Consider the following 24,891-nt stretch of genomic DNA (forward strand, 5'->3'; position numbering starts at 1 on the left):
AAGGTCGCGGGCCGCCGGATTGCATGGCTGCATGCCATGCGAAGGGGATGCTCGGATGCGCCGGAGGGCTTCACTTGGCGGGGATGGCGTCCAGTACGGCCTGGGCATGGCCCGGGACTTTCACGCCGCGCCACTCCTGCGCGAGATGGCCCTTGGGATCGATCAGGAACGTGCTGCGCACGATGCCCATGTGCTTCTTGCCGTAGAGCACCTTCTCGTGGATCACGTCGAAGGCCTTGCACCAGGTCTCGTCGGTGTCGGCGATCAGTGGGAAGGGCAGGGCCTGCTTGTCGGCGAAGCTGGCGTGCGAGTTCACCGAGTCGCGCGAGACGCCGACGATCTCGGCGTTGCGCTTCCTGAAGTCGTCGTAGAGGTCGCGGAAATCCTGCGCCTCGGTGGTGCAGCCCGGGGTGGCGTCCTTCGGGTAGAAGTACACCACCACCCAGCGGCCCTTGAGTTCGGAAAGCTCCAGTTCGGTGTCGTCGCCGGTGGTGCCGATCAGGTGGGGAAGCGGTTTGCCGAGTTCGGGCATGGGGTCTCCGCGAGGTCGATCAGGAATCGCTTGGCGAAGCGCGCCTGCGTGGCGTCGCCTCGGCCCTCGGGGGAAAGACTAGCGCGCTCCAGGTGACAAGCAAAAGGCTTGTCGCCCGGCTTGCGACGCGCGATGCTCAGAACTTCACCGGATCCATGATCGCGTCGAGGTTGAGCCCGTCGCACAGCTCCAGGAAGTCGTCGCGCAGCGTCGCCAGGTGGATCTGCGCGGGGATGCCGATGGTGATCTGCGCCTGGAACATCTGCGCGCCGGTCTGCATGGCCTGGTAGCGCATCGAGCTCAGCTGCTCCACGCGGATGTCGTGGCGGCTGAAGAACTCCACCACCTTCACCAGGATGCCGGGGCGGTCGGCCGCTACCACTTCGACCAGGTAAGGCAGCAGCGTGCCGTTCTGTTCGCGCGGGCCGGTGCGGTAATGGGACAGGCGCAGTTCCTCGTCGCGGCCGAGCTTGGCCAGCGCCGTCTCGAGCTTGGCGATGGCGTCCCAGGCGCCGGCGGCGAGCATCACCAGCGAGGTGTCGTTGCCGATGGTCGAGACGCGCGCATCGACCAGGCTGCAGCCGGCGTCGGCGATGCGCTTGGTCAGCGTGAGCAGCGGCGCGCGCGGCGCGGGGGTGAGCGTGTGGATCAACAACTGGTTGTCGGTGCCGGCGCGCGCGGGGGAACGATTCAAGGGAAGACCACCTTCGGGAGTCCCGCGATGCGGGAACCGGATGAGCTTACCCGGGATGCTCCGGGCAAGTCACGCAGGCCGCCGGGTGCGCGCGGCCGGTTCAGGCCGCTCCGCGCATGCGTCCCTTCCCCTGTGCACGGGGCGCCAGTAACATCCTTCGCTTGCCTTCAGGCCGGAATCGCGTCTTGGACATTCGTGGAAGCATCTGCGCTCTGGCGACGCCGTTCGGCGACGACGGCTCGCTCGACCTGCCCTCGTTCGGCCGTCTGCTCGACCACCAGCTCGCTGGCGGCACGCAGGCGGTGGTGGTGGCCGGCTCCACCGGCGAGGCGCACATGCTCGAGCAGGACGAATTCGAGCGCCTGCTCGCCTTCGCGGTCGAGCGCGTGGCCGGCCGCGTGCCGGTGATCGCCGGCACCGGCGAAGCGGGCACGGCGCGCACCGTGGCGCAGACTCGCCGCGCTGCAGCGCTCGGCGCCGATGCCGCGCTGGTGGTCGCGCCCTACTACGTGCGCCCGACCCAGGAAGGGCTGCGCCGGCACTTCCTGGAAGTGGCCGAACACGGCGGCCTGCCGGTGATCCTCTACAACGTGCCCACGCGCACGGCCTGCGACCTGCTGCCGGACACGGTGCGACCGCTGCGCGACCACCCGGCGATCGTCGGCATCAAGGAGGCCGTCGCCACGGGCGAGCGCATTCACGCGCTTGCGGAACTTGCGCGCGCGGATTTCGTCTACCTGTCCGGCGACGACGGCACCGCGGGCAAGGCCATGCTGGCCGGCGCCGCCGGTACGGTGTCGGTGGTGGCGAACCTGGTGCCGCAGGCGTTCCGTGCGTTGTGCGACGCGGCCACCTCGGGCGACCGGGAGGCCACGGCAAGGGCGCACGAACGGCTCGACCCGCTGGTGCAGGCGCTCAACTGCGTGCCCAACCCGATCGCGGTGAAGGCCATGTTGCCCGCACTGCGGCTGGGTTCGGCGCAGTTGCGCTTGCCGTTGCTCGAACTGGCCGACGGCCCCGACCGCGCGCGCCTGCACGAAGCACTGTCCGCTCTGGCATCCTTGGCGGCCGTCGCCTGATCTTTTGGCTGCCGCTTGATCCCTCTTTGGAAATCCACTCCATGAAGAAATCCTCGCTCGTCGTCGCCCTGCCGGCCCTGGTCCTGAGCGGCCTGCTGCTTTCCGGTTGCGGCATGTTCCGCTCGCACAAGTCCTGGGATGCGGCGAAACAGGAATCGCCGCTGGAAATCCCGCCGGGCCTGGATACGCCCGCCGCCAGCGACGCGCTGGTGATCCCGCCGCCGGGCGCCAACAATCCGACGGCCAGCGGCGCGACTGCCAGCGTCGGCGGCGCAAGCGGCGTGATCGCCGATGGCTTCGTGCTGTCCGACAACGTCGACAACACCTATCGGCGCGTTGGCCAGGTGCTCGATGGCGGCGACGTCGGCAAGGTGACCGCCCGCGACGATGCCTCGCACACCTACACGCTTAGCGTGGTTGCCGGGACGGCCAAGAAGCGTGGTTTCTTCGGCCGCTTGTTCCACCGCAACGGCAACGCGGATGAAGCCGGCACGGCCGCGCGCGAAGTGCAGGTCACGGTCAGCAGCAGCGGGAGCGCCAGCGAAGTGCGCGCGCAGGGCCCGGCCGCCGCGGTCGCCAAGGTGGTCGATACGCTCAAGTCCAAGCTCGGAAGCTGATCGCAAGTTCGAAGTTGCATTGCGACGCCGCCTTCGGGCGGCGTTCTTGTCTGTACGCCTGCGAGCTCGCATATAAAAACGCCGCCCGGAGGCGGCGTGTTGTGCTCAGCGCTCGAGCAGCCGGAGCTTGTCCGGTTTTCCTTCCCATTCCTTGGCGTCGGGCAGGCCGTCCTTGCGCTCGGTGATCACCGGCCAGGCTTTGGACAGCTCGGCATTGATGGCGACGAACGCCTCCTGCCCGGCCGGCACGTCGTCCTCCGGGTAGATCGCGTTGATCGGGCACTCCGGCTCGCACAGCGTGCAGTCGATGCACTCGTCCGGATTGATCACCAGGAAATTCGGGCCTTCGTGGAAGGCGTCGACCGGGCAGACCTCGACGCAATCGGTGTACTTGCACTTGATGCAGTTGTCGGTGACGACAAAGGTCATGGGCGGCGACTTTGATCGGCTAGTAGGGAAGTACGTCAGGCGGCTCTGAGACTACCAGCCAGGGCGCAGCTCTTGTGAAGAGTGCGGCCATGGATGGCCGCTTCTGATCTGGCCGGCGGCGTAGGCCACCCATTCGCCACAACCATCCAAACAGCGGCGATTCTGGACGAATCGCAAAAACAGTGGCGCTCCCTACGAGGTTCGAACTCGTGTTCCCGCCTTGAGAGGGCGGTGTCCTAGGCCACTAGACGAAGGGAGCGCAGAGCTGCGAGGCGCGCTAGTATAGCGAAATTGTTTCGCCCGGCAATGCCTGCGCGAGGTGTCTCGTGCCGCCGTCCGGAACAGATCCGGCGGCCGCCATGCCGCCCGGACGGACCGCAGCGCACAGCGCGGCGTTTGTTGCACCGGCGCCGTGCGCCGCCAAGGACCCAGACCGCTTGAATCCAGAAGCAAGGACTTCCGTCACGCCCGTGCCCGCGCTCATTCCGCGCGAGCAGCACGTGATCTCCCGCAAGAACATCAGCAAGGCCGCGCTGCGCGTGCTCTACCGGCTGCACGACGCCGGCTACGCCGCCTTCCTGGTCGGCGGCGCCGTGCGCGACCTTTTGCTCGGTGGCCATCCCAAGGACTTCGACGTGGCCACCAACGCCACGCCCGACGAGGTCAAGAAGCTGTTCCGCAACTGCCGCCTGATCGGCCGGCGCTTCCGCCTGGCGCACGTTGTGTTCGGGCCGGAGATCATCGAGGTGGCCACGTTCCGCGGCACCGGTGACGAGGACGGCGGCGAGGGCGACCGGCACATCGTCGACGGCCTGATCGTGCGCGACAACGTGTGGGGCTCCATCGAAGAGGACGCGGTACGCCGCGACTTCCGCGTCAACGCGCTCTACTACGACATCGGCGACTTCTCGGTGCGCGACTACGTCGGTGGCATGCGCGACCTCGAGAACCGCGTACTGCGGCTGATCGGCGACCCGGCCACGCGCTACCGCGAAGACCCGGTGCGCATGCTGCGTGCCGCGCGGCTGGCGGCCAAGCTCGGGTTCACCATCGACCCGCAAGCGGCCGCCCCGTTCGAGGAGCTCGGGCCGCTGCTGGCCGACGCCGCGCCCGCGCGCCTGTTCGACGAATCGCTGAAGATGTTCCTTGCAGGCAACGGCCTGAAAAGCTTCCGCATGCTCGAGCAGTGCGGCCTGCTCAGGTTCCTGTTCCCGGCCACGGCGCGTGCGCTCAAGCGCGGCGACGAGGCCTTGCGCTCGCTGATCGAGCAGGGCCTGGCCAACACCGACCAGCGGATCGCCGAGGGCAAGTCGGTCACCCCGGCGTTCCTGTTCGCGGTGCTGCTGTGGGGCGAGGTGCGCGACCTGGCGCACGGCTGGATGGCCAAGGGCGTGGACGGCAACGAGGCCTGGGCGCGCGCGGCTGCACACGTGGTCGGCGAGCAATGCCAGCGCGTGGCGATCCCGCGGCGCTTCACCCTTACCATGGAAGAAATCTGGTCGCTGCAGCCGCGCTTCGAGCAGATCCAGCGCAAGCGGGTGTTCCGCCTGATGGCGCACCCACGCTTCCGTGCGGCATTCGATTTCCTGCTGCTGCGCGCCGCCGAGTCGCCGGCCATCCGCGAGCTCGGCCAGTGGTGGGCACACGCCCAGCAGTTGCCGCAGGACGTGCTGGCGTCGGCGTTGCCGGCCAGCATGGCGGTCGCGGTGGAATCGGCCCCAGGCGTGCCGCGCAAGCGCCGGCGGCGCCGGCCTTCGGGCAAGTCCGGGTTGGTCTGACCTCATGGCGCGGGCTTTCGTCGCGCTCGGCGGCAACCTGGGCGACATGCACGCGACCCTGCGCCAGGCGCTCGTGGCGCTGGCGGCACTGCCGCAGACCAGGCTGCTGGCCCACTCGCGCTTCTATCGCACGCCGCCCTGGGGCATGCTCGAGCAACCGCCGTTCCTCAATGCCGCGGCCGCCCTGGATACCGCACTGACTCCGCACGAACTGCTCGACGCGCTGCTCGGCATCGAGCGTGCGGCCGGACGCGTGCGCGAGGGCGAGCGCTGGGGGCCGCGCACGCTGGATCTGGATCTGCTGCACATCGATGGCGTGCGACTGCATGACGATCGCCTTACGCTGCCGCATCCGCGCATCGCCGGACGGGCCTTCGTGCTGCTGCCCCTGGCCGAACTGGCGCCTGACCTCGATCTGCCCGGACAGGGCCAGGTGGACGAGTTGCTGGGTGCGCTGGACACTTCCGGTTGCGTCCCCGAACCGTAGCCGCCGCGGTGGGCTGAAGCCCACCCTACCGCCGCCCGTGCGCGTGCTTGGCCTGGCGGTCGGCGCGCCGGATAATCGGCCGCTCGCCCAAGCCCCAAGGAACCGCCGTGTACGTGGACAACGCCAGCGTTCCCGCCCGCAAGCCGGTCACCGTGCCTGGGCTGCGTGCCATGAAGGCGCAGGGGCGCAAGATCGTGATGCTGACCGCCTATGACGCGAGCTTTGCCGCGCAGGTGGAGGCGGCGGGCGTCGACGTGGCATTGGTCGGCGATTCGCTCGGCATGGTGGTGCAGGGCCGCCGCAGCACGCTGCCGGTGACGCTGGAGGACATGGTCTATCACACGCGCATCGTCGCGCGCGGGCTCCATGCCACGCTGCTGATCGCCGACCTGCCGTTCCTGGCCGACCGCGACGTGGCGCACACGCTGGAGGCGGCCGCGCGGCTGGTCGGCGAAGCCGGCGCGGCGGCGGTGAAGATCGAGGGCGCGGCCCCGCACATCCTGGAAGCGATCGGCGCGCTCGCCGCGCGCGCCGTGCCGGTGTGCGCGCACCTGGGCCTTACGCCGCAGTCGGTGCACAAGTTCGGCGGTTTCCGCATCCAGGGCCGCGAGCAGGAAGCGGCCGACCGCATGCTGGCCGAGGCGCTCGCCGTGCAGGCCGCGGGTGCGGACCTGCTGGTGCTCGAGGGCGTGCCCAGTGCGCTCGGCGAGCGCATCACCCGCGCCGTGGAGATTCCGGTCGTCGGCATCGGCGCAGGGCCGCAGTGCGACGGCCAGGTGCTGGTGATCTACGACATGCTGGGCATCACGCCGGGGCGGCGGCCGAAATTCAGCAAGGACTTCCTCGCCGGCCGCGGATCCGTCGCGGAAGCGATCGCCGCCTTCGCCGAGGACGTGCGCAGCGGCGCCTTCCCGGCGCCGGAACATTGTTTCGACTGAAGAGCCTCTCATGCAGACAGTTCATGACGCCGCCGGCTTGCGCGCGGCCATCCGCGGATGGCGCGGCCAGGGCCAGACGGTGGGTTTCGTGCCCACCATGGGCAACCTGCACGAAGGCCACCATTCGCTGGTGAAACTCGCGCGTGCGCGCGCCGACCGGGTGGTTGCCAGCGTGTTCGTCAACCCGACCCAGTTCGGCCCCGGCGAGGATTTCGAACGCTATCCGCGCACCCTGGCGCAGGACCAGGCCGGCCTGGCCGAGATGGATTGCGACCTCTTGTTCGCCCCGGACGTGACGACGATCTATCCCTTCGGCGCTGCGCAGAGCGTCAGCGTGCACGTGCCGGGCATCACCGACACACTGGAGGGCGCACACCGGCCCGGCCATTTCGACGGCGTCGCCACCGTGGTGTGCAAGCTGTTCAACCTGGTGCAGCCGGACGTGGCGGTGTTCGGCCAGAAGGACTTCCAGCAGCTCAAGGTGATCGAGCGGATGGTGCGCGACCTGTCGCTGCCGGTGAAGGTGCTGCCGGGGCCGACCCTGCGCGCCGCCGATGGCCTGGCGCTGAGCTCGCGCAACCAGTACCTGTCGGAGGCCGAGCGCGCGATCGCGCCGCAGATCCACCAGACCTTGCTGAAGATGCGCGAGCTGCTGCTGGAGAAAGGGCACGCGCGACGGGTGATCGAGCAGGTGGCTGCCTCGACGCTGGAGCGTGCGGGCTTCCAGCCGGATTACGCGGTGATCCGCCGCGCGGAGGACCTGGCCGAACCGGCCGACGACGAGCGCGCGGGCCTGGTCGCATTGATCGCCGCGCGGCTGGGCGCCACGCGGCTGATCGACAACCTGCCGTTCGACTGAGGCGTGTCTGCGGCGGGCGCGGGCCCGCGCGCGGAGCGGCGCATCACTCCTGCCGTTCCCACACCTGGCTGCGGCCGAGCAGGGCAAAGCCGATGTAGCCGTGTACGTCGAGCTTGTTGCCGTTGTCCAGCATGCTCAGCTTGACCTTGTAGGTCTTGCCGTTGTGCGGGTCGAGGATCTTGCCGCCGTCCCAGACGTCGCCGTCGCGGGTGACGCCCCACATGATAGTCATGCCTTCCACCGGCTGGTCCTTGCGCGCGCCTTCGCACTTGCGGCAGACCGGGTGCGGGCCTTCGTCCGACTGCAGCACCTTGAGCACCTTGCCCTGCAGCTGCCCGTCCTGCTCGGTGATCTGCACGATGGACTTGGGCTTGCCGGTGGTGTCGTCGATGGTCTTCCAGGTGCCGACCGGGGTGTCGTTGGCGGCATGGGCGGCGGAGCCGAACAGCAGGCCGGCGGCCAGTGCCAGGCAGAACAGTGGCTTCATGTTTCCCTCCCCGAACGAAAGCGTACGGTAGGAGCCTGACGAGCGGCCACGGGGCCGTCAAGCTGCGTTGCGCAACGTCCCGCGCTGATCTGCATCAGGCCGGCATGGGTCACCGCTGGCATAATCAGCGGCCCACGAGTCCAAGTGTCTTCCGATGACCGAAGTGAACGAAGCGCGCGTACGCCAGCTGCTCGGCGCGTTGCCCGATCCCCACACCGGCGCCCCGGTGGCCGATGCCGTGCGCGCGGTGGGCGTCGACGGTGCGCGGGTGTCGGTCGATATCCAGCTCGGCTACCCGGCCGCGACGATGATCGAGCAGCTGACCGCGCGTGTACGCCAGGCGCTGGAAGCCGATCCGGCGATCGAGGCGGCGAGCGTGTCGGTTTCCAGCCGCATCCAGCCGCACAAGGTGCAGGGCGTGCTGGCGCCGCTGCCCAACGTCAAGAACATCATCGTGGTGGCCTCCGGCAAGGGTGGCGTAGGCAAGTCCACCGTGTCGGCGAACCTTGCGCTGGCGCTCAAGGCCGAGGGCGCGCGCGTCGGCGTGCTGGACGCGGACATCTACGGTCCCAGCCAGCCGCGCATGCTGGGCATCGAGGGCAAGCCGCAATCGCCTGACGGCAAGAGCATCATCCCGATGCAGGCCCACGGGCTGCAGGCGATGTCGATCGGTTTCCTGGTCGACCCGGAGACGCCGATGATCTGGCGCGGCCCGATGGTCACCCAGGCGATGATGCAACTGCTGACCGACAGCCGCTGGGACGCGCTGGACTACCTTGTCGTCGACCTGCCGCCCGGCACTGGCGACATCCAGCTCACGCTCTCGCAGAAGGTACCGGTGGCCGGTGCGGTGATCGTGACCACGCCGCAGGACATCGCCCTGCTCGACGCGATCAAGGCGCTGAAGATGTTCGAGAAGGTCGAGGTGCCGGTGCTGGGCCTGGTCGAGAACATGTCCACCCACGTGTGCTCTAACTGCGGCCACGAGGAACACGTGTTCGGTGCCGGTGGCGGCGAGCGGATGGCGGAGAAGTACGCGGTGCCGTACCTGGGCTCGCTGCCGCTGGACATCCGCATCCGCGAGCAGGCGGACGGCGGCACGCCGACGGTGGCGGCGATGCCCGATTCGGACCTGGCCGCGCGCTACCGCGAGATCGCCCGCAACGCCACGGGGCGCCTCTCGCGCCAGCCGCGCAACAAGTCGCTGGGGCTGGGCAAGATCGTGGTGCAGAACGCGCCTTCGGCATGAACGACCCACGCCGGCGGGTGCTGTGCCTTTCCGGTAGCCTGCGCCAGCGCTCGGCCAACACCGCGGCCTTGCAGGCAGCGCAGGCGCTGGCGCCATCGACGCTCGAACTGATGCTCTACGACGGCCTGGGCGACCTGCCGCCGTTCAACCCGGACGTGGAGGCCATCGCCGTGCCGCCGGCGGTGTGCGCACTGCGCGAGGCGGTGGGGCAGGCGGATGCACTGCTGATCGCCTGCCCGGAATACGCCCACGGGGTGCCTGGCGTCTTCAAGAACCTGCTGGACTGGCTGGTCGGCAGCCTGGAATTTCCGGGCAAGCCGGTGGCGCTGTTCAACGCTTCCGGTCGCGGCTCGTATCACGCGCAGGATGCGCTGGGGGAAATCCTCCGGACCATGTCGGCGCGCGTGCTGGGCGGCGCGTCGGGCGCCGTGGCGCTGCCGGGCGCCGGCTGCAGCCGCGAGGAGGTACTCGCCAGTGCCGAGCGCTGCGCTGAACTGCGCGCCTTGCTGGGGGCGCTGGAGCGCGCGCTCGCCGCCCAGGCCGCCGGGTAGCCCCGTGCAGGTGGCCGCCCAGGTTGGCTGAAGCCTGCCCTGCGGTTCCGCATTGCAGCCCGGCAACTGGCGCCGTTACCGCCGTACCGTGTATTTTTCCCGCTTTGCGCCCGGCGACCGGGCCATCGATGGAGCGCAAGCGTGAGCATCAAGTCCGACAAGTGGATTCGCCGCATGGCCGAGCAGCAAGGCATGATCGAGCCGTTCGAGCCAGGCCAGGTGAAGCTGCGCGAGGGCAACAAGCTGGTGTCCTACGGTACCTCCAGCTACGGCTACGACGTGCGCTGCGCGCGCGAGTTCAAGATCTTCACCAACATCAACTCGACCATCGTCGATCCGAAGGCGTTCGATCCGACGAGCTTCGTCGACGTCGAGGCGGACGTGTGCATCATCCCGCCCAACTCCTTCGCGCTGGCGCGCACGGTCGAGTACTTCCGCATCCCGCGCAAGGTGCTCACCATCTGTCTGGGAAAGAGCACCTACGCGCGTTGCGGCATCATCGTCAACGTCACGCCGCTGGAGCCCGAATGGGAGGGCCACGTGACGCTGGAGTTCTCCAACACCACGCCGCTGCCGGCCAAGATCTATGCCAACGAGGGCGTGGCGCAGATGCTTTTCCTTGAATCCGACGAGGAATGCGAGACCAGCTACAAGGACCGCGGCGGCAAGTACCAGGGTCAGCAGGGCGTGACCCTGCCGCGTACCTGAGCGCGCGACTGAACGGCCGTTCGCCCCGATCGGCTGCCACCTTCCGGCCCGGCGCTACACTGCGCGGGCCTACCACGAACCACCTGCAGGAGACCCGCATGATCCGCTTTTCGACCCTGATGCAACGCACTGGCGCGGCGGTTCTGCTCGGCAGCCTGCTGGTGGTGGCCGGCTGCCACCGCGAAAGCGTCAAGGACGAGGCCGCCATCGAGCAGTCGCAGAACCACTACGACGTGACCCTGAAGGCCTACAAGAGCGGCCAGTTCCTGGTCGACGGCGCCGTGCTCTCCGCGCTGGATACCGGCAGCCATTTCGCCTACCTCAAGGACGTGGGCAAGCTGCCCAAGACCGTGCTGCTGCTGCCCAGCGACGATTCCAAGATCCGCAAGGCGCACCTGCAGTTCATGGCGCGCATGCAGCTCGACTACGGTTTCGCCGTGTACTACGACGACGGCGGCACGCTCAAGAAGATCAACCCGGTCGAGACCAAGGCGCGCGCGCTGGAGGACTACCACGCCCCGGTCAAGATGACCGACGAGCAGAAGGGCAAGGATGCCTCCAGCGGCGGCTTCGACCCGCAGCAGCAGTAACCGGCAAGGCCGGGCTCCACTTTCAGGAAGGCCCGGCCGCACCCGCGCGGCTGCGTGGCGGGTGCCGCTCAGCGCGCGCTCTGCAATGCCTCTCGCAAGCGCTGCGCGAGCGCTTCCCGGTCGTCCTGGCCGTAAGGCACGGCCGCGCCGCTGCCCCACACCGGGCCGGGCCAGGCCGCATCGCCTTCGCGGCGCGCGACCACGTGCACGTGCAACTGCCGCACGATGTTGCCCAGCGACCCGAGGTTGAGCTTGTCGCATGGCACGGTCGCCTGCAGCGCCGCGCCGGCGCGGTCGACCTCGTGCCACAGCAGGGTGCGTTCCGAGGGGGTCAGATCGGCGATCTCGACGAGGCCCGCGCGCTGCGGCACCAGCACCAGCCAGGCGAAGCGCGCATCGTCCATCAGGCGCGCCTCGCAAAGGTCCAGCCGCGCGATCGGCCGGGTGTCGGCCGCCAGGCGCGCATCGAGCAGGAAGCCGGCGCTCATGCGCCCGCCAGCTCCCGGTCGAGGAAGGCCAGCGTGCGCTGCCAGGCGAGCTTGGCGCTCGCCTCGTCGTAGTGCGGGTCGTGGTCGCGGTTGAAGGCGTGTCCGGTCGGGTACGTATAGACGTCCATCTGTGGCAGCAGCTCGCGGTGTTTGGCGACCGCCTCGGGCGTGATGCTGGGATCCTTCTCGCCGAAGTGGAACATCACCGGCGCCTTCGGTTTCTCGCCCAGGAACGGCACGTTGCGTGCGCCGTAGTAGCTCACCGAAGGCAAACCCAGCCGTAGCGCCGACAACAGCGCAACGGTGCCGCCCCAGCAGAAGCCGACCGTGCCGATGCGGCCGGCCGAGGCGATCGTCTCGGCCGCGCTCGCCACGTCCTCGACCGCGCGGTCCAGGCCCAGCTCGGTGACCAGCGCTTTGCCGCGCTCCATGCCAGCCTGGTCGTAGCCCAGTTGCAGGCCGCTTTCCAGGTGGTCGAAGAAGGCCGGCGCCAGCGCGGTGTAGCCGGCCGCGGCGAAGCGGTCGGCCACGTCGCGGATGTGCGCGGTGACCCCGAAGATCTCCTGGATCACGATCACACCGCCCTTGGCTTTGCCGTGCGCCTTGGCCAGATAGCCGCCGATGCATTGCGTGCGGTTGGTGGGAATGTTGATCGACTCGCCCATGGCCGGACTCCTTGCATCTGGAGCTGCCTAGCATAGCGGTCCGCCGGTGAGCGGCCCGCTCACGTATAATTGCAGGTTTTCCCGGCACTTCCGCGGTCACCCCCATGTCGCAGGCTTCCCCCAAGATCGGTTTCGTCAGCCTCGGCTGCCCCAAGGCGCTGGTCGATTCGGAGCGCATCCTCACCCAGCTCAGGGTGGAGGGCTACGAGATCGTGCCCAGCTACCAGGCGGCCGACGCGGTGGTGGTCAATACTTGCGGCTTCATCGATGCGGCGGTGCAGGAATCGCTCGACGCCATCGGCGAGGCGCTGCACGAGAACGGCAAGGTGATCGTGACCGGCTGCCTGGGCAAGCGCTCGGAACTGATCCGCGAGGCCTACCCGGAGGTGCTCTCGATCAGCGGCCCGCAGGACTACGCCAGCGTGATGAGCGCGGTGCACGAGGCGCTGCCGCCACAGCACAACCCGCTGCTGGACATCATTCCGGACACCGGCGTCAAGCTCACGCCCAAGCACTACGCCTACCTGAAGATTTCCGAGGGCTGCAATCACCGCTGCAGCTTCTGCATCATCCCCTCGATGCGCGGCGACCTGGTGTCGCGGCCGGTCGACCAGGTGCTGCTCGAGGCCGAGCGGCTGGTCAAGGGCGGCGTGAAGGAGTTGCTGGTGATCTCGCAGGACACCAGCGCCTATGGCGTGGATCTGAAGTACGCCGAGCGCGAGTGGCGGGGCAAGGCCTGGCGTACGCGCATGACCGAGCTGTGCCAGGGCCTGTCCGAGCTTGGCGTGTGGACGCGCCTGCACTACGTCTACCCTTATCCGCACGTCGACGAAGTAATGCCGCTGATGGCGGAAGGAAAAATCCTTCCCTACCTGGACATCCCGTTCCAGCACGCCAGCCCGCGCATCCTCAAGCTGATGAAGCGGCCGGGCAACATCGACAGGACGCTCGAGCGCATCAGGAGCTGGCGCGCGGCGGTGCCGGAGCTGACCTTGCGCAGCACCTTCATCGTCGGCTTCCCCGGCGAGACGGACGCGGAGTTCGAGGAACTGCTCGACTTCCTGCGCGAGGCGCAGCTGGACCGCGTGGGCGCGTTCGCCTACTCGCCGGTCGAGGGCGCCAAGGCCAACGAGTTGCCCGGCGCGGTGCCCGAGGAGCTCAAGGAAGACCGGCTCGAGCGTTTCATGGAAGTGCAGGCGGAGATTTCCGCGGCCAGGCTGCAGCGCAAGATCGGCCGCACGCTCACCGTGCTGGTCGACGCGGCGGGCGAGGATGGCGCCGTCGCGCGCTCCTCGGCCGATGCGCCGGAGATCGACGGCCTGGTGCACATCGCCGACGGGCAGGGCCTCAAGCCCGGCCAGTTCGTGCAGGTGACGGTCGAGGGCGCCGACGAGCACGACCTGCACGCGCGCCTGGCGCCGTCCCTGCTCAAGGTCGTCTAGCCGTCCATGCGCTACGTCGCGCCGGCGCGCGGAGCGGTCGATCCGGCCGTGTTCGGGCGGCCGCCGCTGGTCGGGTGGAGCGAGTACGCGGACCTGGTGCAGGGGCCGGACTGGCCTGCGCTGGACGCACTCAACGCGCGTTGGCCGGCGTCCGCGCGCGAGCGGTTCGTCGCACAGACGCCTGCGCTGCTGGCCGATGGCCTGCATTACGAGCAGCGCATCGCCGGGAGCGGGGCCATCGCCACCCGCGAGGGCAACTGGCACGACCTGTTCAACGCGCTGGTGTGGCTGCGCCATGCGCCGCTCAAGCGAGCACTCAACGCCCAGCAGGTGGCCGGGATCGGCCAGGCCGGGCCGAAGCAGCGCACGCGCCCGCAGTGCGCGCTCACGCATTTCGACGAGGCGGGCGTGATCCTGGTGCTGCGCGATCCGGCCCTGCTCGCGCTGTGGGATGCCCACGACTGGTTCGGCCTGTTCTGGCGCCACCGGGAGGCGTGGCTGGATGGTTCGCTGGAACTGGTGGTGTTCGGGCATGCGCTGCTCGAACACGCGCTTGAGCCCGGGCGGCTGCTGGTGGGCAAGGCGGTCGCGGTGATGGGCCAGGCGCATGCGGCCTGTGAGCGGGTGGCGCGGACGATCGCGCAAGGGCGGCTGCTGCGCGACCCGCAGGAGCTGCGACCGTTGCCGCTATCGGGTATCCCCGGATGGCATGAAGCCAACGCGTGCGAGGCCTTTCACCGGGAGGCCGCTTGTTACCAACTGCTGCGTGCGGGACGGGCGTATCCGGAGCCGCTAAGGGCGTAGCCAGGTGTTCCGCTCCTGGCGGGCGGGTGGAGAGGGCCGGGACGCAGGCCCCCAACCCACGGGCCCTTGACGCCCCGGCCGGCACAGTGGCCCCTCCCACGGCGCGGAGTCCCCCGCGTGATCCCGCATTTCAGCGACCACGCCGCCAACGAGCGTACCTACCTGGCCTGGGTGCGCACGGCGATCGCGGTCATGGCGTTCGGTTTCCTGATCGAGCGTTTCGACCTGTTCCTGGCCTACGCCTCGACCAGCGCCTCGCACGCGGCGCGCAAGCTGCACCTGCACCTGCGCACCACCGAATGGATCGGACTGCTGCTGATCGTGTTCGGCGCGCTGATCATCCTGCTCGCATCGGCGCGCTTCCTGCGCAACCGCCGCGACATCGCGCTGGCGCGCACCGAGGCCTACGCCGGCCCGGTGGGCGAGAAACTGCTGGCGGCCATCCTGGTGCTGCTGGGCCTGTTCCTGGTGGTGTACGTGGGGCAGGAACTGGCGGCGCTCGGCGCTCAACCCGACGCGTAGTCCACCGCCAGGAGGGCGAAGCGCACCCGCCCGACCGGCAGCTCGGCTTCGAACTCGTCGTCGACGCGCTTCCTGAGCAGCGCACGGGCCAACGGGGAATCGATGCTGATCCAGCCGCGCCGCGCATCGGTCTCGTCCGGGCCGACGATGCGGTAGCGCACCACCTCGCCGGTGGCCGTATCTTCCAGCTCCACCTGTGCGCCGAAGAACACCGCCTCGCGGTCCGCCGGCACGCCCTCGGCCACCTTGAGCATGGGGATGCGCTTGCTGAGGTAGCGCACGCGCCGGTCGATCTCGCCGAGCTGCTTCTTGCGGTAGGTGTACTCGGCGTTCTCCGAGCGGTCGCCCTCGGCCGCGGCGGTCGCGAGCGCCTTGACCACTTCCGGGCGCAAGGTGTGCCACAGGTGGTCCAGCTCCGCCTTCAGTTTCTCGAAACCCTCGCGGGTGACGATCGCGGTGGAGGAGGGGGCCGGGGGCCGCCAGCGGCTCATGCCGCGCCCGCCGGTTGCCGCAGCTGCGCGGCCAGGGCATCGAAGTCGTTGCGCAAGGGATGGTCGGCGGGAGGCGTGCCCAGCCGGCCGAGCAGCACCAGCGCCTCGGCTGATTGGCCGAGCGGCCCGCCGAGCAGGCGTGCGCCGAGCAGTGCGCATTGGGGCGCCCGCGCATCCCGCGGCCAGGCTTTGACGAAGCCGCGGCAGAGCCGTGCGGCCATGCGGTTCATGCCCTGCCGCGCGGCAAGTTCCGCCAGCGTGGCGGCGTTGCCCCGATCATCCGGCAGGAAAGCCGGGTCCAGTTCGCTGCATTCCTGCACCAGGCGCAGCGCTTTGGCGGCCTCGTTGCCCGCGACGAGCGCGGCGATCCAGATCTGGCCGTGCACCAGCAGGCCGTCGCGCAGGCCTTGCCGGCGCAGCAGAGCGCGATAGGTTTCATGCAGCAGCGGCGGCGCGGCGCGGTCCTGCAGGCGCCCGGCGAGCAGGCGGAGTGCGGCCTGCGGATCCTCGGCCGCCAGCTCGCTGGCCTGGGCGGCGAGGCGGCCGTCGGCGTCCTGCCCGGCGGCGTTGATCAGCGCTTCGGCCTGGGCCTCGATGCCAAAGTGTTCGCGGCGCTGCTGCAGCATGCCGCCCATCAGGTGGAAGGCGAGGATGACCAGGTAGGTGTAGGCAAAGGCGAACAGCGGCACCGCCAGCAACCGCGGCAGCGCGGCGGTGGCGACCGAGGCCAGCATCACCAGCGCGCCCAGCAGCAGGTTGATCGCCACCGGCACCAGGTAGGCGCCACCGAAGCCGGCCATGACGCGGGCCAGATGCACAGGGTTGAGCGCCAGCGCGAGGTTGGCGTCGAACGCCAGCGTCATGTCCACTGCCGGCAGGATCAGCGCGAACACCACGATCACCGGCCACAGCAGGGCAGGGAAGAACACGATGCCGAGCACGCCGCAGGCGATCGCGAGCAGGTGGATGGCGGTCAGCGCCCAGCCGGCCGCGTCGTTGCCGTCGACGCCCACGTCCGGCGGGTCGGCGTAGCCATGCGCGGTGTGCCGCATGCAGTCGGCGGCGTAGCGCCAGGTAGCCGTCCACACCAGCGCGCCGCCGAGCAGGCCGATGAACGCCGGCAGCAGCGCGACGTAGTGGGCGAGCGCAAGCGCCGTGCAGGTGGCCAGCGCACCGCCGCGCACCGGATAGCCGAAGCTCCCGCGCAGGCGCTCTCGAAAGGGCGTGTCGGCATCGACGATAGCTACGTGCGGCATGGGTCAGCGACGTCCGCCAAAAACGCCGCAGAGCACGCTGCGCAGGATCTGCCTGCCGATCTGTGGCCGCGCTCGCCGTACAGGCCCAGGATCGTCGGGTTGGCCTGCGGCGGTCAGTCGGCGAGACGGAGTTTTGACAGCCGCGCCTTGGGCTTGTCGCCGGGCTCGCTTGCCTGGCATAGCCAGGCACGCCAGATCGCCCTTCACGTCGGTCACCACGCAGGGCGCGCCCAGCCGCGACAAGCCCTCGGCCAGCAGCATCGGCGACACCGATTTGAAGGTGCCAGTGGCGCCGGCGACCTTGCCGTGACGGTTGCCGTAGCGCGGTTCCAGGCAGGTCTCGGTGCTGTCGTTGTGGCCGATCAGGATGTCGGACATCTAAGCGCCCCGTGCTGGGAAGGGCCGATTGTAGCCGGGCCGATGCGCATCGCAGCTCCGCGCTTTCGCACAGGCTCTCGGCTTTGGCATCGCGTCTGCATGCGCTATGGTGAATGTATTCCAACCGTCAAGTTTTCGTCATGCCGTTGTCCAACCTTGCTCGTCGTTTTCGCCTGGCGCCGCTGGCTGCCGGGCTGGTTCTCCTGGCAGCCTGCGCCACGGGCGGAGGCAACCGCGCGCCCGCCGCGGTCAACACGCTCTACGCGCAGCTCGATGCGTCCAGCAAGGGCTACGAGACCGCCTTGCAACAGGCGCGCGAGGGCAACGGGCAGGCTTCGGAGAAAAGCCTCAAGGATGCGCTGGACGGCCTCAAGCAGGCTGCCGCGCGGTGCGGCAACACGCCCGGCTGCGATCCGCAGCGCTTCTTCTCGGTGTTCGACCACCTTTTGCGCATGAAGGACGGCAGCTTCTTCGCCGGCGCTGACCTGGACGCCCTGGGTGAAGAGGGCTCCGAGGATGCGGCCGGCGCAGCGCCGGGGGGGGCCGCCGCCCTGCCGCAGGCCCAGCGCAGCGTGACCTTGTTGCGTGGGCAGAAGCTCTCCGAACTGATTGCGATGAACGGCCCGGTCAAGGCGGCGCTGGAGATGTGGTTGACGCAGTGGCGCTCCAACCTGGTCGACACCTGGATCAACTACCAGTACATGCGCTACGAAATGTGGCCGCAGTACCAGAAGGCCGACCTGCCCGAGGCCTTGCTGTTCGGCATCATGGCCAAGGAGTCCGGCGGCAAGGTGCACGCGGTGTCGCGTTCCGGCGCGGCCGGGCCGCTGCAGTTCATGTACTCCACGGGCCTGCGTTTCGGCCTGAGCAGCGACAGCGGCTTCGACACCCGCTTCGATCCGGCGCAATCGGCGCGCGCCAATGCGGCCTACATGGACGAGCAGCTGCGGGTGTTCAACAACAACCTGGAGCTGGCGCTGGCCGCCTACAACGGCGGCGAGGGTCGCATGCGGCGGATGATCGGCGGCGACACCGGCGTGAGCTTCTACGACCCGAAGATCTACGACCAGCTCTCGGAAGAGACCCGCGGCTATGTCCCGGCGGTGCTCGCGGCGGCATGGCTGTTCCTGCATCCGGACAGCTACAACCTGCATTTCCCCAAGATCGACGGCGCGCCGGGGCACATCACGCTCAAGCGGCCGGCCTCGCTGTCCGAACTGACGATCTGCCTGGGCTCGGCGCAGGGCATGGACGATGGCTGGTTCCGCACCCTTCGCAACTTGAACCCCCGGTTGGACCCGCAAGTGGCCCAGCCGGCCGGCAGCGACCTGCAGGTGCCCAAGCAGCTGGAAGCCGCGTATGCCTCGCGCTGCGTCGATGGCCCGTGGCCGATCCTGGCCAGCGACCTGCATTCGGCCGTGGTGCCGCAAGTGGCCAAGTCCGATCCGCCGCCCAGCCGTACCGCCAGCCGGCATACGCGCTATGTCGTGCGCCACGGCGACACGCTGGCCGGCATCGTGCGCAAGCTCGGTTGCTCGGACGTGGGCGAGGTGTCGGACATGAACGACCTCAAGCACCACCGCATCAAGGCGGGGCAGGTGCTGCAGCTGCCGTCCTGCCGCTGACCGGCAGGGCACCTATCGCATGCTCAGGCCGCGGCGCTGGGCTGCATCCAGCGGTCGACAGGGTCCTTGCGTTCGCGCGTGGCGCGATGGCCCTGCAGATCCTTCAGCTCGTGCACCACGCGCGTCAGTCGTTCGGCAGCGGGCGCCGGCCCAGGCGCTGGCCGAGCTTCACCGTCTGCTGGGACTGCAGCGCATCGAGCTCGATCATGCCCGGTGGCAGCAGCAGGATCACCGTCGAGCCCATGTTGAAGCGCGCCATCTCGGCGAAGCGAGCCAGGGTGATGCCCTGGCCGGCAAAGGACTTGCGCCGGATGTTCGAGGCATACGGCGGTATCACCAAGCCGTCCCATACGGTGGCGACCGAGGACACCAGTACCGCGCCGACCATCACCGCCACGAACGGCCCATGCGGGCTGTCGAAATGGCACACCAGCCGCTCGTTGCGGGCGAACAGGCGCGGTATGGCTTCCACGGCAAAAGGCGCCACGCTGAAGATGCGCCCGGGCACGTGCACCGTCTCGCGCAGCGTGCCGCCCAGCGGCATGTGCACGCGGTGGTAGTCGCGCGGGGACAGGTAGATCGTGACGAAGTCGCCGTTGCGATAGGGCGCGGCGGCGGCCTCCTCGCCCAGCAGCTCGGCGGCGGTGTAATCCTGCCCCTTGGCCTGGAAGATGCGCCCCTCGACGATGCGCCCGGCTTGGCTGATGCGGCCGTCCGCCGGCGAAACCAGCGCCGTCGGATCGGCATCCTCGCGGCGCGCGTTCGGCTTGAGCTTGCGGGTGAAGAAAGCATTGAAGTGCTGGTAGGCGAACGGATCGCTCTGCGCCGCCTCTGCCATGTCGACCTTGTACCGGCGCACGATCTGGCCGATCAGGAAATTCTTCCACGGCCCCCAGGTCCAGCGCGTGGCCCAGTAGACCATGCGCGAGAGTGCGCGATGGGGGAGGATGTATTGCAGCAGGACGGCGAAAGTCATCCGGCCAGTATAGGCGATGCCGTACACGGGGGCCCCGCTCTGCGGAGGAAATGTAGGGAAGCCCTATACTTGCCGACCCTCCAAGCTGGCCGCCCGCCGTGACCGCCGAACTGTCCTCCATCATCGACTTCATCCGCTACGGCGCGAGCCGGTTCTCCGCGGCCGGGCTCACTTTCGGGCACAGCCACGACAACCCGATCGACGAGGCCACGCACCTGGTGTTGGCGAGCCTCCACCTGCCGCCGGACATCCCGCCGGCCTACGGCGCCGGCCGGCTCACCGCCGAAGAGAAGGCGCGCGTGCTCGAGCTGATCGAGCGGCGCGTGAACCAGCGGCTGCCGGTGGCCTACCTGGTCGGCGAGACCTGGTTCGCCGGCATGAAGTTCAGGAGCGACCGCCGCGCGCTGGTGCCGCGCTCGCCGATCGCCGAGCTGGTCGAGTCGGGCTTCGCGCCCTGGCTGGACGGCCGCCACGTCGAGCGCGCGCTCGACCTTTGTACCGGCTCCGGCTGCATCGGCATCGCCATGGCCGAGTACCACCCGCATTGGCAGGTGGACATCGTGGACATCAGCGATGAGGCGCTGTCCCTGGCGCGCGAGAACATCGCCTTCCACCACCTGGATGGGCGTGTCGAGGCCGTCCGCTCTGACCTTTTCGGCGCACTGGCCGGCCGCCGCTACGACCTGATCGTCTCCAACCCGCCCTACGTCACCGAGGACGAATACGCTGCGCTGCCCGGCGAGTACAGCCACGAGCCCAAGCTGGGTCTGACCTCCGGTGCGGACGGCCTGGACATCTGCCTGCGCATCCTGGACCAGGCGGCCGATCACCTGAGCGAGGACGGGTTGCTGATCGTCGAGGTGGGCGAGAGCGAGCACGCGCTTGCCGCGTTGTTGCCGCAGGTGCCGTTCGTGTGGATCGAGTTCAAGGTCGGGCCGATGGGCGTATTCGCGCTGGAGCGGCGCGAGCTGGTCGAGCACGCCGCGGCGATCCGCGCGGCGGCCGCGGCGCGCCGCTGAACGGCAGTTGGGCCTGATCGTGGAGCTCATCTCTCCGCGCCTGCGGATCGATCGTCTGCGCTACCCCAGGACGCACAGGCGCCGTACGCCTACCGCAGCGATCCGGCCGTCGCGCGCTTCCAGGGGTGGCGGCCGGCGGATGCCGGCGCGGCGCGTGCCTTCATCCATGAGCAGCCGGGCGAGCCGGCGGCCGGCTGGTTCCAGCGTGCCATCCGCCTGCGCGAAGAGGGCACGCTGGTCGGTGATCTCGGCATCTGCCTGCCGGCCGAACCGGACGGCTCGGTGGAGTTCGGCATCAGCTCGCACCCGCGCACCAGGGCAGGGGATATGCGCGCGAGGCCCTGCAGGCGCTCTTCGGGCACGGCTTCGGCACGCTGGGCTGGCGCCGGGTGCATGCTTCGGTCGATCCGCGCAACCTGGCCTGCGTGGCCTTGCTGCGAGCGCTCCGCATGCGCCAGGAGGCGCACCTGCGGGAAAGCCTTTGGCTGCACGGCGAGTGGGTTGACGATGCGGTGTTCGCCATCCTGGCGCGGGAATGGCCGGCCGCGGGTCTGTAGGGCGCTTCCACGCAGGGCGGAGCGAGCGGCTATGCTTCGACCGATCTGAAACCGGCCCGCGGCGCATGTCCAGCAACTCCTTCGGCAAGCTCTTTACCGTCACTACCTTCGGCGAGAGCCACGGGCCGGCCATCGGCTGCGTGATCGACGGCTGTCCGCCCGGCCTCGCGATCGCGCCGGAAGAGTTCCGTCACGACCTCGACCGGCGCGCGACCGGCCGCAGCCGCCACACCTCGCAGCGGCACGAAGCGGACGAGGTCGAGATCCTCTCCGGCGTGTACGAGGGCCGCACCACCGGCACGCCGATCGCGCTGCTGATCCGCAACGCCGACCAGCGCAGCAAGGACTATCGCGACATCGCGCAGACCTTCCGCCCCGGCCACGCGGACTACACCTACTGGCAGAAATACGGCATCCGCGACCCGAGGGGCGGCGGGCGCGCGTCGGCGCGCGAAACCACCATGCGCGTGGCCGCCGCGGTGATCGCCAAGAAATGGTTGGCCGAGCGCCATGGCGTGCGCGTGCGCGGCCACCTGGCGCAACTGGGCGAGATCACGCCGCGCGGCTTCGACTGGGATGCGGTGGAGGCCAATCCGTTCTTCTGGCCGGATGCCGCACAGGTGCCGGAGCTGGAGAGCGCCATGGACGCGCTGCGCAAGTCCGGCGATTCGGTCGGCGCACGCGTCAATGCCGTAGCCGACGGCGTCCCGCCGGGCTGGGGCGAACCCGTGTACGGCAAGCTCGACGGCGACCTGGCCGCCTCCATGATGTCGATCAACGCGGTCAAGGGCGTGGAGATCGGCGCCGGCTTTGCAGCGATCGCCCAGCGCGGCAGCCAGCATCGCGACGGAATGCATTTGGACGGCTTTACGTCCAACCACGCAGGTGGCATCCTTGGCGGGATCAGTACCGGCCAGCCGGTGACAGTGTCGGTGGCGTTCAAGCCCACCTCCAGCATCCTGGTTCCCGGTGACAGCGTGGACCTCGCCGGGCAACCGGTGCAGGTGGTCACCAAGGGACGGCACGATCCCTGCGTGGGCATCCGCGCCACGCCCATCGTCGAGGCCATGCTGGCGCTGGTGCTGATGGATCACGCGCTGCGGCATCGCGCGCAATGCGGCGACGTGGGGCCGGTGGCTCCGCGCATCGCCTGACATCCACCGTTCGGACCGCTCATGACCGGCAAGCCGCGGGTGTGGATCTCGCGCCCCACCTTTCCCGACGTCGTCGCCCGGCTGGAGCCGCACTTCGTGGTGGCGGCCGAGCCGGAGGAAACCGTATTCACCGCTGCCGGACTCGCGGCGAAGCTGGCTGCCTGCGACGCGGCCATCGTCGGCCTGAAGGAGCGCATCGGTGCCCAGGAGATCGCAGCAGCGGCGCGCCTGCGCATCATCGCCAACCTGGCGGTAGGCTTCGACAACCTCGACCTGCCGGCACTGACCGCCGCCGGCATCCTTGCCTCCAATACGGCCGACGTGCTCAACGAAAGCGTGGCCGACTACGCGTGGGCCTTGCTGCTGGGCTCGGCGCGACGCATGGGAGCGGCCGAACGCTGGCTCAGGGCAGGGCATTGGCACGGCACCGGGTTCAAGGCCTGGCTGGGGCTGGATACGCGCGGCCGCACGCTGGGCATCCTCGGCATGGGCCGCATCGGACAGGCGATCGCGCGGCGCGCGGCTGGCTTCGGCATGCAGGTGGTCTACCACAACCGTTCGGCGCTGCCGCGGACGATCGAGGACGAGTGCGCCGCGCGCTACGTCGACAAGCCCGCGCTGCTGGCGCAGTCGGACTTCCTGGTGCTCGCCCTGCCGCTCAGCGACGAAAGCCGCCATGCGATCGGCGCCGCGGAACTGGCCCGCATGAAACCGACCGCCGTGCTCGTCAACATCGCCCGCGGCGGCATCGTGGACGACGCTGCCCTGGCCGCCGCCCTCGCCGGGGGCCGGCTGGCCGCGGCGGCGCTGGACGTCTTCGAAGGCGAGCCGGACGTGCACCCGGCACTGCGCGAGCTCGATAACGTCATTCTCAGCCCGCATATCGCCAGCGCCACCTGGGACACTCGCCGGGCTATGACCGCGATGGCGGTGGACAACGTGCTGGCGTTGTTCGGTCACGGTCCGCACGCGGGCCGGCCGCCGTCCCTCCTCAACCCCGAGGCGCTGGCCACGCGGCCGGCGCCCTGGATTCCACAAGACAAAGGCATTGAACACCCATGAGCAAGAAGAGCAGCTACAAGGTCGCCATGGTCGGCGCTACCGGCGCGGTCGGCGAGACCCTGCTGGCGATCCTGGCGGAGCGTGATTTCCCGGTCGGCGAGCTGGTGCCGCTGGCGAGCGAGCGCTCGGCCGGCGAAAAGATCTCCTTCGGCGGCAAGCAGGTCACCGTGCGCAACCTGGCCGACTACGACTTCGACGGCGTGGACATCGCGTTCTTCTCCGCCGGGGGTTCGGTCAGCAAGGTGCATGCGCCGCGGGCCGCGGCGGCCGGTGCGGTGGTGATCGACAACACCTCCGAATTCCGCTACCAGGACGACATCCCGCTGGTGGTCAGCGAGGTCAACCCGCACGCCATCGCCGACTACACCGCGCGCGGCATCATCGCCAACCCCAACTGCTCGACCATGCAGATGCTGGTGGCGCTGGCGCCGATCCATCGCGCCGTGGGCATCGAGCGGATCAACGTGGCGACCTACCAGTCGGTTTCCGGCGCCGGGCGCAGCGGCATGGAGGAGCTCGGCCGCCAGACGGCGGCGCTGTTGAACTTCCAGGATGTGGAACCGGGCAAGAAATTCCCCAAGCAGATCGCCTTCAATGTGATCCCGCACATCGACGAGTTCCAGCCCAACGGCTACACCAAGGAAGAAATGAAGATGGTGTGGGAAACGCGCAAGATCCTGGAGGACGACTCCATAGCGGTAAACCCGACGGCGGTTCGCGTGCCGGTGTTCTACGGCCACGCTGAAGCGGTGCACGTGGAGACCCGCGACAAGATCAGCGCCGAACAGGCCCGCGAGCTGCTTGAGCAGGCCGATGGCGTGGTGGTGATGGACGAGCGCAAGGCCGGCGGCTATCCGACCCCGGTGGGCGATGCGGCCGGCAAGGACCCGGTGTTCGTGGGCCGCATCCGCGAGGACATCTCGCACGAGCGCGGCCTGGATCTGTGGATCGTGGCCGACAACATCCGCAAGGGTGCCGCCCTCAATGCGGTGCAGATTGCCGAGCGGTTGATCGAGGACTATCTATAAAGATGCCAAGAATCTGGTTTCCCTCTTGCCTGCTGTTAGTGGCCGCACTGGCGGCCCACGCCGATGGCGCGCCCGAGCAGGCCGCGGTTGCCCACGTGCCTGCTGCGGCGCGCCTCAAGCAGCAGCTGAAGGCCCACGGGACCGAAGTCGCCCGGCTGCAACTGCAGGTCGACAAGCAGGAATCGAGCAGCCGCGCGGCCGTTAGCCAGTTGGAGGAAAAGGACCGGCTGATCGCCGAGCTCCAGCGCCAGCTGGTGGAAGCGGCCAGGTCCCAGACCGCTTCGGCGGCGGGCCAGTGACCGCCCGCGCAGCGAGAATATGGCGCAGCAATATGCGCTAAGCATTCGCCGCAGCTATTGTTGATTGGCCGGCATATAACTAAAGTGACGCGCGTTCCGGTGTCGCCGCGGCCTGCGGCGATGGCAT

The 24,891-nt window shown here is 69.1% G+C and carries 29 protein-coding genes, 1 tRNA gene and 1 pseudogene; 20 read left to right on the forward strand and 11 right to left on the reverse strand.

Going from position 1 to position 24,891, the window contains the following annotated elements; genetic code table 11:
• Positions 1 to 70: 70 nt before the first annotated feature.
• On the reverse strand, positions 71 to 532 hold the full coding sequence (locus VGU65_RS08175; RefSeq protein WP_327474524.1) for a peroxiredoxin: 462 nt from the start codon (positions 530 to 532) through the stop codon (positions 71 to 73).
• 136 nt (positions 533 to 668) lie between these two features.
• Entirely contained in the window at positions 669 to 1,268 is a 600-nt protein-coding gene (locus VGU65_RS08180; protein WP_414655806.1) for a glycine cleavage system transcriptional repressor, read from the reverse strand.
• Positions 1,269 to 1,411: 143 nt separating this feature from the next.
• Here VGU65_RS08180 and dapA point away from each other — a divergent pair, with 143 nt between their 5' ends.
• Both dapA and VGU65_RS08190 read left to right on the forward strand, forming a co-directional pair.
• On the forward strand, positions 1,412 to 2,305 hold the full coding sequence (gene dapA, locus VGU65_RS08185) for a 4-hydroxy-tetrahydrodipicolinate synthase (protein ID WP_327474528.1): 894 nt from the start codon (positions 1,412 to 1,414) through the stop codon (positions 2,303 to 2,305).
• A gap of 41 nt (positions 2,306 to 2,346) precedes the next feature.
• Positions 2,347 to 2,922 (forward strand): hypothetical protein, encoded by a 576-nt coding sequence (locus tag VGU65_RS08190; protein WP_327474530.1) that lies wholly within the window; start codon positions 2,347 to 2,349, stop codon positions 2,920 to 2,922.
• 105 nt (positions 2,923 to 3,027) lie between these two features.
• Here the strand turns inward: VGU65_RS08190 and fdxA are convergent, their stop codons facing one another.
• Together fdxA and VGU65_RS08200 are read right to left on the reverse strand one after the other, a co-directional pair.
• On the reverse strand, positions 3,028 to 3,351 hold the full coding sequence (gene fdxA / locus VGU65_RS08195; protein WP_327474532.1) for a ferredoxin FdxA: 324 nt from the start codon (positions 3,349 to 3,351) through the stop codon (positions 3,028 to 3,030).
• A 183-nt stretch (positions 3,352 to 3,534) separates the two neighbouring features.
• Positions 3,535 to 3,610: transfer RNA gene (locus tag VGU65_RS08200), tRNA-Glu, on the reverse strand.
• 178 nt (positions 3,611 to 3,788) lie between these two features.
• On the opposite strand from VGU65_RS08200, the gene pcnB reads away from it, so the two are divergent.
• The 4 genes from pcnB to panC all read left to right on the forward strand — a co-directional run bounded on the left by pcnB (position 3,789) and on the right by panC (position 7,413).
• Positions 3,789 to 5,129 (forward strand): polynucleotide adenylyltransferase PcnB, encoded by a 1,341-nt coding sequence (gene pcnB / locus VGU65_RS08205; protein ID WP_327474534.1) that lies wholly within the window; start codon positions 3,789 to 3,791, stop codon positions 5,127 to 5,129.
• A gap of 4 nt (positions 5,130 to 5,133) precedes the next feature.
• Positions 5,134 to 5,616, forward strand: a complete 483-nt coding sequence (gene folK / locus VGU65_RS08210; RefSeq protein WP_327474536.1) for a 2-amino-4-hydroxy-6-hydroxymethyldihydropteridine diphosphokinase — start codon at positions 5,134 to 5,136, stop codon at positions 5,614 to 5,616.
• Positions 5,617 to 5,723: 107 nt separating this feature from the next.
• Positions 5,724 to 6,554: a 3-methyl-2-oxobutanoate hydroxymethyltransferase gene (gene panB, locus VGU65_RS08215; protein ID WP_327474538.1), complete on the forward strand. Its 831-nt coding sequence runs from the start codon at positions 5,724 to 5,726 to the stop codon at positions 6,552 to 6,554.
• Positions 6,555 to 6,564: 10 nt separating this feature from the next.
• The gene (panC, locus tag VGU65_RS08220; protein ID WP_327474540.1) at positions 6,565 to 7,413 is read left to right on the forward strand and encodes a pantoate--beta-alanine ligase; all 849 of its coding nucleotides are present in this window, start codon (positions 6,565 to 6,567) and stop codon (positions 7,411 to 7,413) included.
• 43 nt (positions 7,414 to 7,456) lie between these two features.
• Here the strand turns inward: panC and VGU65_RS08225 are convergent, their stop codons facing one another.
• The gene (locus tag VGU65_RS08225) at positions 7,457 to 7,900 is read right to left on the reverse strand and encodes a DUF2147 domain-containing protein (RefSeq protein WP_327474542.1); all 444 of its coding nucleotides are present in this window, start codon (positions 7,898 to 7,900) and stop codon (positions 7,457 to 7,459) included.
• A 154-nt stretch (positions 7,901 to 8,054) separates the two neighbouring features.
• Between VGU65_RS08225 and apbC the strand changes: the two genes are divergently transcribed.
• From apbC to VGU65_RS08245, 4 genes are all read left to right on the forward strand, one after another.
• Positions 8,055 to 9,149, forward strand: a complete 1,095-nt coding sequence (apbC, locus tag VGU65_RS08230; protein WP_327474544.1) for an iron-sulfur cluster carrier protein ApbC — start codon at positions 8,055 to 8,057, stop codon at positions 9,147 to 9,149.
• The gene (locus VGU65_RS08235) at positions 9,146 to 9,700 is read left to right on the forward strand and encodes an NADPH-dependent FMN reductase (protein WP_327474546.1); all 555 of its coding nucleotides are present in this window, start codon (positions 9,146 to 9,148) and stop codon (positions 9,698 to 9,700) included. The genes apbC and VGU65_RS08235 overlap by 4 nt, the downstream gene beginning before the upstream one ends.
• A gap of 141 nt (positions 9,701 to 9,841) precedes the next feature.
• Positions 9,842 to 10,408: a dCTP deaminase gene (dcd, locus tag VGU65_RS08240; protein WP_327474548.1), complete on the forward strand. Its 567-nt coding sequence runs from the start codon at positions 9,842 to 9,844 to the stop codon at positions 10,406 to 10,408.
• Positions 10,409 to 10,506: 98 nt separating this feature from the next.
• The gene (locus VGU65_RS08245; RefSeq protein WP_327474550.1) at positions 10,507 to 10,998 is read left to right on the forward strand and encodes a hypothetical protein; all 492 of its coding nucleotides are present in this window, start codon (positions 10,507 to 10,509) and stop codon (positions 10,996 to 10,998) included.
• A 68-nt stretch (positions 10,999 to 11,066) separates the two neighbouring features.
• Here the strand turns inward: VGU65_RS08245 and VGU65_RS08250 are convergent, their stop codons facing one another.
• Entirely contained in the window at positions 11,067 to 11,486 is a 420-nt protein-coding gene (locus VGU65_RS08250) for an HIT domain-containing protein (protein WP_327474552.1), read from the reverse strand.
• The gene (locus VGU65_RS08255; RefSeq protein ID WP_327474554.1) at positions 11,483 to 12,151 is read right to left on the reverse strand and encodes a dienelactone hydrolase family protein; all 669 of its coding nucleotides are present in this window, start codon (positions 12,149 to 12,151) and stop codon (positions 11,483 to 11,485) included. Before VGU65_RS08255 ends, VGU65_RS08250 begins: the two co-directional genes overlap by 4 nt.
• A gap of 104 nt (positions 12,152 to 12,255) precedes the next feature.
• Between VGU65_RS08255 and rimO the strand changes: the two genes are divergently transcribed.
• The 3 genes from rimO (at position 12,256) to VGU65_RS08270 (ending at position 14,919) form a co-directional block, all read left to right on the forward strand.
• Positions 12,256 to 13,593, forward strand: coding sequence for a 30S ribosomal protein S12 methylthiotransferase RimO (gene rimO, locus VGU65_RS08260; RefSeq protein ID WP_327474556.1), 1,338 nt, complete (start codon positions 12,256 to 12,258; stop codon positions 13,591 to 13,593).
• Positions 13,594 to 13,599: 6 nt separating this feature from the next.
• A complete protein-coding gene (locus tag VGU65_RS08265; protein WP_327474558.1) occupies positions 13,600 to 14,397 on the forward strand; it encodes a DUF3025 domain-containing protein in 798 nt (265 codons plus the stop codon).
• Positions 14,398 to 14,514: 117 nt separating this feature from the next.
• Entirely contained in the window at positions 14,515 to 14,919 is a 405-nt protein-coding gene (locus tag VGU65_RS08270; RefSeq protein ID WP_327474561.1) for a YidH family protein, read from the forward strand.
• Here the strand turns inward: VGU65_RS08270 and greB are convergent.
• Genes greB through VGU65_RS08285 form a run of 3 tightly spaced genes read right to left on the reverse strand, consistent with a single transcriptional unit; the run spans position 14,904 to position 17,044 of the window.
• The gene (gene greB / locus VGU65_RS08275) at positions 14,904 to 15,410 is read right to left on the reverse strand and encodes a transcription elongation factor GreB (RefSeq protein ID WP_327474563.1); all 507 of its coding nucleotides are present in this window, start codon (positions 15,408 to 15,410) and stop codon (positions 14,904 to 14,906) included. The genes VGU65_RS08270 and greB overlap by 16 nt on opposite strands.
• On the reverse strand, positions 15,407 to 16,666 hold the full coding sequence (locus VGU65_RS08280; protein WP_327474565.1) for a phosphatidylglycerol lysyltransferase domain-containing protein: 1,260 nt from the start codon (positions 16,664 to 16,666) through the stop codon (positions 15,407 to 15,409). The genes greB and VGU65_RS08280 overlap by 4 nt, the downstream gene beginning before the upstream one ends.
• A gap of 3 nt (positions 16,667 to 16,669) precedes the next feature.
• Complete coding sequence (locus tag VGU65_RS08285) at positions 16,670 to 17,044, reverse strand: helicase HerA-like domain-containing protein (RefSeq protein ID WP_327474567.1); 375 nt, start codon at positions 17,042 to 17,044, stop codon at positions 16,670 to 16,672.
• A gap of 140 nt (positions 17,045 to 17,184) precedes the next feature.
• Between VGU65_RS08285 and VGU65_RS08290 the strand changes: the two genes are divergently transcribed.
• Complete coding sequence (locus VGU65_RS08290) at positions 17,185 to 18,669, forward strand: transglycosylase SLT domain-containing protein (protein WP_327474569.1); 1,485 nt, start codon at positions 17,185 to 17,187, stop codon at positions 18,667 to 18,669.
• A 124-nt stretch (positions 18,670 to 18,793) separates the two neighbouring features.
• On the opposite strand, the gene asd is transcribed toward VGU65_RS08290, so the two are convergent.
• Positions 18,794 to 19,645, reverse strand: coding sequence for an archaetidylserine decarboxylase (asd, locus tag VGU65_RS08295; protein WP_327474571.1), 852 nt, complete (start codon positions 19,643 to 19,645; stop codon positions 18,794 to 18,796).
• Positions 19,646 to 19,743: 98 nt separating this feature from the next.
• Here asd and prmB point away from each other — a divergent pair, with 98 nt between their 5' ends.
• The 6 genes and pseudogenes from prmB (at position 19,744) to VGU65_RS08325 (ending at position 24,764) form a co-directional block, all read left to right on the forward strand.
• Complete coding sequence (gene prmB / locus VGU65_RS08300; protein WP_327474573.1) at positions 19,744 to 20,664, forward strand: 50S ribosomal protein L3 N(5)-glutamine methyltransferase; 921 nt, start codon at positions 19,744 to 19,746, stop codon at positions 20,662 to 20,664.
• A 123-nt stretch (positions 20,665 to 20,787) separates the two neighbouring features.
• A pseudogene (locus VGU65_RS08305) lies at positions 20,788 to 21,221 on the forward strand (GNAT family N-acetyltransferase); the annotation flags it as partial.
• 65 nt (positions 21,222 to 21,286) lie between these two features.
• Positions 21,287 to 22,375 (forward strand): chorismate synthase, encoded by a 1,089-nt coding sequence (gene aroC / locus VGU65_RS08310; protein ID WP_327474575.1) that lies wholly within the window; start codon positions 21,287 to 21,289, stop codon positions 22,373 to 22,375.
• Positions 22,376 to 22,396: 21 nt separating this feature from the next.
• Positions 22,397 to 23,437, forward strand: a complete 1,041-nt coding sequence (locus VGU65_RS08315; protein ID WP_327474577.1) for a 2-hydroxyacid dehydrogenase — start codon at positions 22,397 to 22,399, stop codon at positions 23,435 to 23,437.
• Positions 23,434 to 24,465 carry an aspartate-semialdehyde dehydrogenase gene (locus VGU65_RS08320; protein ID WP_327474579.1) on the forward strand — a complete coding sequence of 344 codons (1,032 nt, stop codon included), beginning with the start codon at positions 23,434 to 23,436 and terminating at the stop codon, positions 24,463 to 24,465. The genes VGU65_RS08315 and VGU65_RS08320 overlap by 4 nt, the downstream gene beginning before the upstream one ends.
• 2 nt (positions 24,466 to 24,467) lie before the next feature.
• Positions 24,468 to 24,764, forward strand: coding sequence for a hypothetical protein (locus VGU65_RS08325; protein ID WP_327474581.1), 297 nt, complete (start codon positions 24,468 to 24,470; stop codon positions 24,762 to 24,764).
• Positions 24,765 to 24,891 lie beyond the last annotated feature (127 nt).

The sequence above is a fragment of the Frateuria sp. genome (genome assembly GCF_035943815.1).
Lineage (GTDB): Bacteria > Pseudomonadota > Gammaproteobacteria > Xanthomonadales > Rhodanobacteraceae > Frateuria_A.